This window comes from Streptomyces sp. NPDC030991, from assembly GCF_055571235.1.
Genome location: NZ_JBVIFR010000005.1, coordinates 400,443 through 410,664 on the forward strand (window position 1 = coordinate 400,443; position 10,222 = coordinate 410,664).

The 10,222-nt window shown below is 71.5% G+C and carries 9 protein-coding genes; 8 read left to right on the forward strand and 1 reads right to left on the reverse strand.

What is annotated here, in order from left to right:
- Positions 1–66: 66 nt before the first annotated feature.
- Positions 67–1,530 (forward strand): amino acid permease, encoded by a 1,464-nt coding sequence (locus tag ACZ45E_RS13160; protein WP_468220014.1) that lies wholly within the window; start codon positions 67–69, stop codon positions 1,528–1,530.
- Positions 1,531–1,533: 3 nt separating this feature from the next.
- Here ACZ45E_RS13160 and ACZ45E_RS13165 read toward each other — a convergent pair whose 3' ends face one another.
- Positions 1,534–2,532, reverse strand: a complete 999-nt coding sequence (locus tag ACZ45E_RS13165; protein ID WP_468220016.1) for a LacI family DNA-binding transcriptional regulator — start codon at positions 2,530–2,532, stop codon at positions 1,534–1,536.
- Between the two features lie 175 nt (positions 2,533–2,707).
- Between ACZ45E_RS13165 and ACZ45E_RS13170 the strand changes: the two genes are divergently transcribed.
- The 7 genes from ACZ45E_RS13170 to ACZ45E_RS13200 all read left to right on the forward strand — a co-directional run bounded on the left by ACZ45E_RS13170 (position 2,708) and on the right by ACZ45E_RS13200 (position 10,093).
- Positions 2,708–3,847, forward strand: a complete 1,140-nt coding sequence (locus ACZ45E_RS13170) for a cupin domain-containing protein (RefSeq protein ID WP_468220018.1) — start codon at positions 2,708–2,710, stop codon at positions 3,845–3,847.
- A gap of 5 nt (positions 3,848–3,852) precedes the next feature.
- Positions 3,853–4,599 (forward strand): alpha/beta fold hydrolase, encoded by a 747-nt coding sequence (locus ACZ45E_RS13175; RefSeq protein ID WP_468220021.1) that lies wholly within the window; start codon positions 3,853–3,855, stop codon positions 4,597–4,599.
- Between the two features lie 89 nt (positions 4,600–4,688).
- On the forward strand, positions 4,689–5,999 hold the full coding sequence (gene hisD / locus ACZ45E_RS13180; protein ID WP_468220023.1) for a histidinol dehydrogenase: 1,311 nt from the start codon (positions 4,689–4,691) through the stop codon (positions 5,997–5,999).
- Complete coding sequence (locus ACZ45E_RS13185) at positions 5,996–6,769, forward strand: SDR family NAD(P)-dependent oxidoreductase (RefSeq protein ID WP_468220025.1); 774 nt, start codon at positions 5,996–5,998, stop codon at positions 6,767–6,769. Before hisD ends, ACZ45E_RS13185 begins: the two co-directional genes overlap by 4 nt.
- Positions 6,766–7,563, forward strand: coding sequence for an HpcH/HpaI aldolase family protein (locus ACZ45E_RS13190; RefSeq protein WP_468220027.1), 798 nt, complete (start codon positions 6,766–6,768; stop codon positions 7,561–7,563). The genes ACZ45E_RS13185 and ACZ45E_RS13190 overlap by 4 nt, the downstream gene beginning before the upstream one ends.
- Positions 7,564–7,678: 115 nt before the next feature.
- The gene (locus ACZ45E_RS13195; protein WP_468220029.1) at positions 7,679–9,025 is read left to right on the forward strand and encodes an MFS transporter; all 1,347 of its coding nucleotides are present in this window, start codon (positions 7,679–7,681) and stop codon (positions 9,023–9,025) included.
- A 69-nt stretch (positions 9,026–9,094) separates the two neighbouring features.
- Entirely contained in the window at positions 9,095–10,093 is a 999-nt protein-coding gene (locus ACZ45E_RS13200) for a nuclear transport factor 2 family protein (RefSeq protein ID WP_468220032.1), read from the forward strand.
- The last annotated feature ends 129 nt before the right edge of the window (positions 10,094–10,222 follow it).

The window sequence follows — 10,222 nt, forward strand, 5'->3', positions numbered from 1 at the left end:
TGCCGTACACCCGACCCCTCTCCCTCCAGGTTGCCCGCGTCCCCACATCCATCCGAGGATCCCCGCATGCAGCACCACCCGCCCGAGCCGCCACCGGCCGCCCCCGCCGGCGCCGCTCTCACCCAGGGCCTCAAGGGCCGACAGATCACGATGATCTCCATCGGCGGCGTGATCGGCGCCGGTCTGTTCGTCGGCTCGTCCACCGCGGTGGCCACCGCCGGGCCGGCCGTCCTGATCTCGTTCCTGCTGGCCGCCGCCCTGGTGGTGCTCGTCATGCAGATGCTCGGCGAGATGGCCGTCGCCCACCCCGACACGGGCTCCTTCTCCACGTACGCGGACCGCGCCCTGGGCCGCTGGGCGGGCTTCTCCATCGGCTGGCTCTACTGGTGGTTCTACATCCTCGTCATCCCGATCGAGGCCATCGCGGCGGGTGAGGTCATCGCGAGCCTGACCTCGCTGCCCAGCTGGCTGCCCGCGCTGGCGATGATCGTGCTGCTGGCGGGCAGCAACCTCCTCGCGGTGCGCAACTACGGGGAGTTCGAGTACTGGTTCGCGTTGCTGAAGGTCGTCGCGATCGTCGCCTTCCTCGTCCTCGGGGTGCTCGCCGTCCTCGGCCTGCTGCCCGGATCGGACACGCACGGGGTATCGAACCTGTGGAGCCACGGCGGCTTCGCACCCAAGGGCGCCACAGCGGTCCTCGCCGGTCTGCTGACGGCGATGTTCAGCTTCCAGGGCAGCGAGATCGTCACCATCGCCGCCGCCGAGTCCGAGGAACCGAAGAAGAACATCAAGAAGGCCGTCCGCGCCGTCGTCTGGCGTCTCGGCCTCTTCTACATCGGCTCCATTCTCATCGTGGTCTGTCTCGTCCCCTGGAACGCGGCCGACCTGGCGTCGGCCGGTTCCTACCAGGCGGTCCTCGAACGGATGAACATTCCGGGCGCGGGCCGGATCATGGACGTCGTCCTGGTCATCGCCGTCAGCAGCTGTCTCAACTCGGCCGTCTACACCGCATCCCGCATGGTCTTCTCCCTGGCCGGACGCGGTGACGCCCCGGCCGCGTTCGCCCGTACCTCACGGCACGGCGTGCCCCGCAACGCCGTCGTGGCCTCCACCGTCATCGGGATCGCCGCGGTGATCGCCAACTACCTGCTGCCGAGCGTCTTCTCGTACCTCATCGCCTCCAGCGGCGCGATCGCCCTGATGATGTACCTGGTCATCGCGCTCACCCAGTACGCGACCCGGCGCAAGGAGGGGCCGCCGAGCGAGGTCCGCATGTGGGGGTTCCCCCACCTCACGCTCGCCACGATCGTCTTCATCGCCGGGGTGCTCGTCCTCATGGCCGTACTGCCCGGGCACCGGCTCGAACTGTGGCTCTCCCTCGGGCTCGCCGCGGTCCTGGTCACCGTGGGCATCACGCGCCGGCGGCCGGGTCAGGGCGCGGCGGGACCGGGCAGCGCCGGAACGGCCGGGGACGCGCCGGCCGAGCCGTCACCGCGTCCGGCCAGGGAGAAGACCATGCGAGGGCGGTGACGGTCAGGAGAGGCGCGCGTGCGTGGCCCGGGGCACGAACTCGGTGGGCAGGACCAGTCGTTCACCAGCGGGGTCGACGTCCCCGCCGATGCGCCGCACCAGCAGACGCGCGGCCTGCCGCGACAGCTCCCGCAGGTCGTGCCCGACGGTGGTCAGCCGGAACACCTCCCAGGCGGCCATCGGCAGGTCGTCGAAGCCGATCACCGTGAGATCGTCGGGCACCCTGACACCCGCCGCGAGGGCCGCGTTCAGCACGCCGATGGCGACCACGTCGTTGCCGCAGAACACGGCCGTCGGTGCCGCGGCCCCCGCCAGCAGCACGGGCAGCGCCCGGTACCCGGTGTCGTACTCGAAGGCGCCGCGCACCACGAGGTCCTCGGCGAGCCCGACACCCGCATCGGCCAGCGCCAGCCGGAAACCCAGCTCGCGATCGCGGCCGGTCGTGGTGTTGGCCGCGCCGAAGATGCCCGCGATCCGCCGGTGCCCCAGGGCGACGAGCTCGCGGGCCACGAGCCGGCCGCCGCCCTCGTTGTCGACGACCGAGGCGTAGTCGCCGGGGCCACCGGTGTCGCGGTTGAGGAAGACGTAGGGCATGCCCCGCCGCTCCAGCTGGGCGGGGAGCCGGGAGTCCGTGGTCGCCGTCGCGAGGACGACGCCGTCCAGCGACTGGTCCAGCAGCCGCTCCTCGGCCACCGCCTCGTCGGACCGCTCCGTGAGCAGCATCATCCGGTAGCCCAGGCTGCGCAGTTCGTCGTGGAGCGGGGCGATCACATGCGGGTAGAACGGGTTCGTCAGGTCGGTCACGATGACGCCGACGCGCCGTGTCGACCGCGTCGACAGGGTGCGCCCCGCCTCGCTCGGTACGTAGTTCAGGGCCTGGGCGGCGCGTCTGACCTTCTCCCTGGTCGCCTGCGACACCCGGGGGTCGTCGCGCAGCGCGCGGGAGACCGTGGGCTGCGAGACACCTGCAAGCCTGGCCACGTCGTGACTGGTGATCCCCATCGGCTCGCCCCTCGTCGCCGTTCCGCGCCACCGCCCCGGCGCACGTTCACAGCAGTATACGTATGTCTGATTCAGTCCAACCTCTTGACACAGTCTCCCTTTACCACCTGTCATGGGAATGCATACGTATTCCAAGCGGATGCCAAGCGAATTCCGGAGCAAGGAGCGGTCCGTCATGCCCGATGTCGTCGTCACCACCAGCGAACTAGCGGAGCGCACGGTGCGCCGCAGCGACTTCGTCTCCTGCAACCAGGCCTTCATCGACTGCCGCACGCCGGGCTCGGACCGGAAGGAGAACTACGCGATGATCGGGCCCGGTGTCTCCCAGGCCGCCGGTCAGCACGTCAATCTCCGGCTGCCGCACGGCTACAACATCGGCGCCGCGGCCATGCCCCACGGCATCACCAACAACCTGCACCTGCACTACACCGCCGAGGTGTTCGTCTGCACCGAGGGCGAGTACCTGCTGCGCTGGGGCGCCGACGGCACCGAGGGCGAACTCACGCTCCGGGCCGGCGACATCGCGTCCGTCCCCACCTGGATCTTCCGCGGCTTCACCAACACCGGCCCGGACCACGGCTGGCTCTTCACCGTGCTGGGCATGGACCACACCGGCGGCATCATCTGGGGGCCCTCGGTCCTGCGCGAGGCGGAGAGCCACGGCCTCTACCTCGACGCCGAGAACCGGCTGGTCGACACCGTCGCCGGCGACCCCCTCCCGCCCGAGGCCGAACGTGTCAGCCCCATGACGCAGGAGCAGATCGACCGGCTGCGCCACTACAGCCCAGAGGAGATGAAGCGCCGCGTCGCCGCCGCGGACGAACTCGGCTGGTCCGAGCACCCCTTCCTCGACAGCACGCTGCCCGGCGGCGGCGCCCGCCTGAGCTGCGTCATTGGGTACGGCATGACCGAGGACCCGCACCAGGAGCCCCGGATCTTCAACCCGCACGGGCACAACGCGGCCTGGCTGCGCGCCGACCCGGGCCAGGGCGTCTCGTTCCACCGCCAGCACGAGACGCAGACGCTGATCGTGAAGGAAGGCCAGTGGGAGGTCACCCTCAACCGCACCGACCCGGTGTCGGTGCGTCTCGGCCCCCGCGACATGCTCTCCGTCCCGCAGGACGCCTGGCGGACCCTGCGCAATACCGGCGACACCCGGGCGGACCTGCTGATCGTCAACTCCGGTGACGGAAGGGTCCGCCTCGACTGGGACGAGGAGGTCGCCAAGGCCGCCGCCGACGCGGGCCTGGGCATCGACCACAACGGCTACGTCGCCCCCTACGCGCTCCTGCCCCGCTCCGCGCGGCGCTGGTGACCGGCGTGCGCCGGGACGAGCCGCCGGACGCACTGCCGCTGGTGGTGGTCCCCGGGATGCTCTGCGACGCGAGTCTCTGGGCCGACGTGGACTTCCCCGCCGGTCACGCGGTCCACCACGTCCCGCTGACGAAGCCGGAGATCGGGGCGCTCGCCGAGGACGTGCTGGCCGCCACGACGGGCCCGTTCCTCCTCGTCGGGCTGAGCCTGGGAGCCATCGTCGGCTTCGAGGCGCTGCGCCGGGCACCGGAGCGGATCGCGGGCCTGTGCGTGATGTCGGCCAACGCGGCCGCGCCGCGCCCCGAGCAGTACGCGGCCTGGCGCGCGATGGACGAACTGATCGGTGCGGGGCGGTACGCGGACGTCGTCGAGCGGACCCTGCCCGACATGTTCCCGGGCCGCGCCCCCTCCCCCGCGGCGGCCCGGCGCTACCGCCGGATGGCCCGAGCCGTCGGCCCCGACACCGCCCGCGCCCAGCTCGCCGCACAGGCGACCCGCACCGACGCGGCCGACGCGCTGCGCTCCGCCCGGTGCCCCGCGCTCGTGCTGAGCGGGGCGCGGGACTCCCTGTGCCCGCCCGACTTCCACCGGACGATCGCGCGCGCCGTGCCCGGCGCCCGGCTCCGGGAACTGCCCGACGCCGGTCATCTGCTGCCCTGGCAGCGCCCCGACGCCGTCACCGACGCCGTCCGCGCGGTGCTCACCGCCGTCGAGCGCGGCGAACCGGTGGCCGCCCTCACCGCGGCGCCCTGAATCCCCCGAACACCGCACACCCCTTCCCCGTACACCGCACTCCTCTCCCCCGAACCCCGCACACCCCTCCCCCAGTGAAGAGAGCCGTCATGCCCCGATTCCTCAAATCCCCCGTGCCCGCCACCGAGGTGCGTGCCGCCCGCGCCGATGTCGCCGAGCGTGTCCACGCCATCCTGGACGACATCCGCGAGCGCGGTGACGACGCCGTCCGCCAGTACTCCGAGAAGTTCGACGGCTGGAGCCCCGAGTCCTTCCGGCTGGCGCCCGACGCGATCGAGCGCATCGTCGCCGGGGTGCCGGAGACCGTCCTGGACGACATCCGCTTCGTACAGCGGCAGGTACGCACCTTCGCCCAGGCCCAGCGCGACTCGATGCACGACGTGGAGATCGAGACGCTCCCCGGGGTCCGCCTCGGCCACCGCCACGTGCCCGTGGCCGGCGCGGGCGCGTACGTGCCCGGCGGGCGGTACCCGCTGACCGCGTCGGCGCACATGACGATCGTGACCGCCAAGGTGGCGGGCGTCCCCCGGGTCGCCGCGTGCACCCCGCCGATCCGGGGCGAGATCCCGGCCGCCACGGTCGCGGCGATGCACCTGGCGGGCGCCGACGAGATCCACCTCCTCGGCGGCGTCCAGGCCGTCGCGGCGCTGGCCCTGGGCACGGAGACGATCGGGCGGGTCCCGATGATCGCCGGCCCCGGCAACGCGTACGTCGCGGAGGCCAAGCGCCAGCTGTTCGGTGAGGTGGGTATCGACCTGTTCGCCGGACCGACCGAGATCCTGGTGATCGCCGACGAGCACGCGGACCCGTTCGTGGTCGCCGTCGACCTGCTCTCCCAGGCCGAGCACGGCCCCGACTCCCCCGCCGTGCTGGTGACCACGGGCGAGGAGCTGGGCCGGAAGGTCGCCCGGCACATCGAGCGCCTGCTGCCCGGCATGCCGACGAAGGACTTCGCCGCACCGGCCTGGCGCGACCACGGCGAGATCGTCGTGGCCGACACGCTCGACGAGGCGTTCGAGATCGCGGACTCCTACGCCGCCGAGCACGTACAGGTCCTGACCGAGGACCCGCGCCGGGCCCTGGACAAGATGCACGACTACGGCGCCCTCTTCCTCGGCGAGGGCACCTGCGTCTCCTACGGCGACAAGGTCATCGGCACCAATCACGTACTGCCCACCCGGGGCGCCGCGCGCTACACCGGCGGCCTCTGGGTCGGCAAGTACCTCAAGACGGTCACCTACCAGGAAGTCACCGACACGTCCTCGTCGGCTCTGCTCGGCGAGGTGTGCGGGCGGGCCGCGCGCGTCGAGCTGTTCGAGGGCCACGCCCGGTCCGGCGACGTACGGGCGGCCAAGTACGGCAAGGGCACCCTGCCGTGGAACGACGAGGCCCTCGCGTGAGCGGCCCCGCGGGACCGCTGGCCGGACGGACCGCGCTCGTCACCGGAGGCGGCAGCGGACTCGGCGCCGCCATCGCCCGCTCCCTGCTCTCCGACGGTGCCCGGGTCGTGATCACGGGACGCGACGAGAGCGCCCTCAAGAAGACGGCCTCGCGCCTCGGGCCCCGCGTCACCCATCGGGTGTGCGACGTCTCCCGGCCCGACGACGTGCGGGAGCTCGCGGCGAGCCTCGCGGCCGAGGAGGTGTCGATCCTCGTCAACAACGCCGGGATCGCCGGGCCCGTGGCGCCGCTGACCGAGATCACCCCCGACAGCTGGGACGAGGTCTTCGCCGTGAACGTACGCGGGGTCTTCCTCATGTGCCGGGCCTTCCTGCCCGCCATGACGCGGCGCGGCACCGGCGATGTCATCAACATCGCCTCGGTGTCGGGCAAACGGCCCCTGCTGCGGCGGACGCCCTACTGCGCCTCGAAGATGGCGGTCATCGGGCTCACGACGACCCTGGCGGGCGAGGTCGGACCGCTCGGGGTGACGGTGAACTCCCTTTCCCCCGGCCCCGTCTCGGGCCCGCGCATGGAGCGCAACTTCCGCCTGGAGGCACAGCGCACGGGCAGCAGCTACGCCGAGGCCGAGCAGGCGTTCGTGTCACGCTCCGCCCTCGGGCGCATGGTCACCGAGGACGAGGTCGGCGAGGCGGTGACCGCGATGCTGCGCATGCGCGGTCTGTGCGGAGCCGATATCGACCTGTCGGCGGGGATGGTGGCGCGGTGACGGGGCGAGGCGCGCGGCAGCCGCGCCGCAGCCTCAAGCAGCGGCTGGCGGCGGGCGAACGGCTCCGGGGCGCGCTGTTGCGGCTGCCCTCGGAGACGCTCGTGGAGATGGCGGGCGTGGCGGGCCTGGACTACGTGGTCATCGACTGCGAGCACGGACCGGCCGACACCGCACTGCTCCAGCATCATCTGACGGCAGCGGCGGCCCAGGGCATCGACGTCCTCGTCCGTGTGGGCACGGCGGAACCCTCGCTGGCGCTGCGCTGCCTCGATCTGGGGGCCGTGGGCCTGATCCACCCGCACGTCGACAGCGCCGAGGACGCGCGGCGTGCGGTGGCCGCGAGCCACTATCCGCCCCTCGGCGAACGGGGCTTCGCCACGTACAGCAGGGCGGGGCGGTTCGGCACGGTCACCGCCGCCGATCATGTGGCCGCCTCCCGGGAGACCCTGGTCGTGGCGATGATCGAGACGGAGCGGGCCTGTGCCGCGGCCGGCGAGATCGCCGGTACGCCGGGGGTGGACGCCGTCCTGGTCGGTCCGGCCGACCTCGCGGTGGACTGCGGTTTCCCGGGTGGCGCCACGGTCGACGCGCTGATCGCCCAGGCGCACCGGGCCGCCCGCGCCGAGGATCGCGCGGTCATGACGATCGTGCCCGACCTACAGGCGGCCGGCGCGGCCGAAGTGGCGGGCGCCCAGCTGATCCTCTTCAACATGGCACAGGTCCTGCTGGACACCTTGCGGACTCTCGCGGAGCCCGTAACCCAGGAGGTCACATGCCCCTCGGCGACCCCTTGACGCCCCTCACCACGCTCCTTAGTGTTCACCACGAGTTCATACGTATGCACGCAGGTTCGTGCCGTCGCACGCGGCGTCGTACGCACACCCCTCTCCCCGCGCGATCGGAGAAGCCATGTCCGCCGCAGCGCCTCCCAGTACAGCCGCCGGCCCACCCACGGTCGACCCGGACCGGCGGAACGCGATACGCCGGGCCATCGGCGCGGGCAGCATCGGTAACTTCGTAGAGCAGTTCGACTACGGCCTCTACGGCTACATGGCACCGATCATGGCCCCCGCGTTCTTCCCCGAGAGCGACCGGACCGTCGCCGTCCTCGGCACCTACGCGATCATCGCGGTGGCGTGCCTGTTCCGGCCGCTGGGCGGGACGCTGGTCGGTCGGTGGGGAGACCGCGTCGGCCGCAAGAAGACGCTGCTGTGGACCATCGTGTTCATGGGTGTGGCGACCGCACTCATCGGCGCCCTGCCCACGTACCACCAGGTCGGCATCCTCGCGCCGATCCTGTTGCTGCTGCTCCGCGTCGTCCAGGGCACGGTGTCGGGCGGCGAGTACGTGGGAGCGGTCGCCTTCATCGTCGAGTGGGCGGAGCCCAACCGGCGGGCGTACTACACCTCGTACGCCTCCAACAGCTGCTTCGTCGGCACTCTGGCAGGCGCCGGCACCGCCGCGCTGACCAGCTGGGTCTTCACCGGTCCCGCGCTGGACTCGTGGGGCTGGCGCATGCCGTTCCTGCTGGCGATCCCCCTCAGCCTGGTCGGCATCTGGCTGCGCCGGCACATCGAGGAGACCCCCGAGTTCGTCCGCGCCACGGCCGACGGGACGCAGGTCGTCAAGTCGCCGGTCCTGGAGGCGCTGCGCTCCCAGCGGCGCCCCATCCTGGTCTACTGCGGCATCTCGGTCATGTGCGCGATCCTCTCCTACACCTGGGTCACGTTCTATCCGCAGTACCTGACGGACACCCTCGGCCTGCCGCGCTGGATGGGCCTCGCCTCGAACGCCATCTCGATCGCGGTCCTCATCCCGCTGCTCCCGCTGGCCGGCATGCTCTCGGACCGGATCGGCCGCCGCCCGATGCTGATCGCGGGCGCCCTGGCCTGCATCTTCCTGGTCCCGCTCGCCTTCTGGGTCGGTGAACGAGGCACCTTCGGCGCCGCGGTCGCCAGCCAACTGATCTATCTGGTCCCGGAGTTCTTCCTGACCGGCATCGTCACGGTCTGCGCCGCGGAGCTCTTCGCCACCCGCACCCGGTTCAGCGCGAGCGCCATTGCCTACAACAGTTCGTTCTCCATCTTCATGGGCATCACGCCGTTCGTGGCGACGCTGCTGGTCAGCACCTTCGACACGATCTACGCCGTGTGGGTCTACCTGGCGGCGGCCGCCGTCATGGCCCTGGTGGTGGTGACCTCCTTCATGACGGAGACGTACCGGAGCCAGCTGGGCGCCGACAAGTTCGCCCGGTGACCCACCCCGCCCCTCGAACCCCTACATACGCATTCAGCTGCCCCGAACCCCACTGAGAACGGAGCCACCATGCCGCTCGATCCCGCCGCCTACCTGCCCTACAAGGACCCGGACGACTTCATCCGCGAGGTGACCGACCGCATCTGGGTCGGCCGGGACATCGCCTACATCGTGGACAACTACGAGCCCGACTCGATCGTCCACACCAGCCTCGGCACCGTCGTCGGCCGCGACGGGGTGATCGAGGGCACCACGATGCGGATCGGCAGCACCCCGGGCCACATCGGCCAGGCCGAGGACGTGGTGTGGGAGGCCCGCGGCGACGACGCCTTCCTCAGCTCGCACCTGGTCTTCTCCGCGGACGAGCACCTCGTGGACGGCCGTAACATCCGCGTCCGCAAGCGGACCGTGGCCAACTGCCTCTACCGGCGCGGCCGTATGGTCGAGGAGTGGGTGGTGCGCGACGAACTCGCGGACTGTCTGCAGCGCGGGGTCGATCCCGCCGAGGCGGCCCGTGCGCTGCGGTTCCAGGGTTACACCGGGTCGATGACCGAGGAACCGCCCAAGGACGTGCTCCTGTCCGGCGTCAGCGGACCGCGGCCGGACGAGTTCCGTCCCGAGTGCGAGATGGTCCTGGAGTTCATGGACGAGGTGTGGTCGCAGCGGCGCCTGCACAAGGTCGACGAGTTCATGGTCCGCGACCTCTTCCTGCACACCGTCGGCGACCGTACCGTCATCCGCCCCGAGCGCTACCAGAACGACCTCCTCTCCCTGGTCGGCGCCTTCCCTGATGCCCGGTTCGCGGTGCGGGACGTCCAGACCAACTTCTCGGAGCGCCACGCGGGCCTGCGCGTGGCCGTCCTGTGGACCATGCACGGCAGTTACCGCGGTACAGCCGATTTCGGTCCGCTCACCGGGCAGCCGGTCACCATGCTCGGCGTGTCCCAGTTCCTGATCCAGGGCGGCCGCATCGTCAAGGAGTTCCGCGTCTACGACGAGATCTCCCTGCGCGCGCAGATCAACGCGGCCCGGGGCGACGGGCCCGACGTGGAGGCCAACATCTACTGAGGTACCGAGGACGGTGAAGTACAGAGAAGGGGGGGGGGGGGGGGGGGGGGGGGGGGGGGGGGGGGGGGGGGGGGGGGGGGGGAACAAAGAGGGTGGGGGGGGGGGAATAAGGAAACACACACACACCAC

What these genes read in the sequence shown, in the direction of transcription:
- ACZ45E_RS13160 (WP_468220014.1), top strand. Translation starts at nt 67, where the DNA reads ATGCAGCACCACCCGCCCGAGCCGCCACCGGCCGCCCCCGCCGGCGCC.
- ACZ45E_RS13165 (WP_468220016.1), bottom strand. Translation starts at nt 2,532, where the DNA reads ATGGGGATCACCAGTCACGACGTGGCCAGGCTTGCAGGTGTCTCGCAG.
- ACZ45E_RS13170 (WP_468220018.1), top strand. Translation starts at nt 2,708, where the DNA reads ATGCCCGATGTCGTCGTCACCACCAGCGAACTAGCGGAGCGCACGGTG.
- hisD (WP_468220023.1), top strand. Translation starts at nt 4,689, where the DNA reads ATGCCCCGATTCCTCAAATCCCCCGTGCCCGCCACCGAGGTGCGTGCC.
- ACZ45E_RS13195 (WP_468220029.1), top strand. Translation starts at nt 7,679, where the DNA reads ATGTCCGCCGCAGCGCCTCCCAGTACAGCCGCCGGCCCACCCACGGTC.
- ACZ45E_RS13200 (WP_468220032.1), top strand. Translation starts at nt 9,095, where the DNA reads ATGCCGCTCGATCCCGCCGCCTACCTGCCCTACAAGGACCCGGACGAC.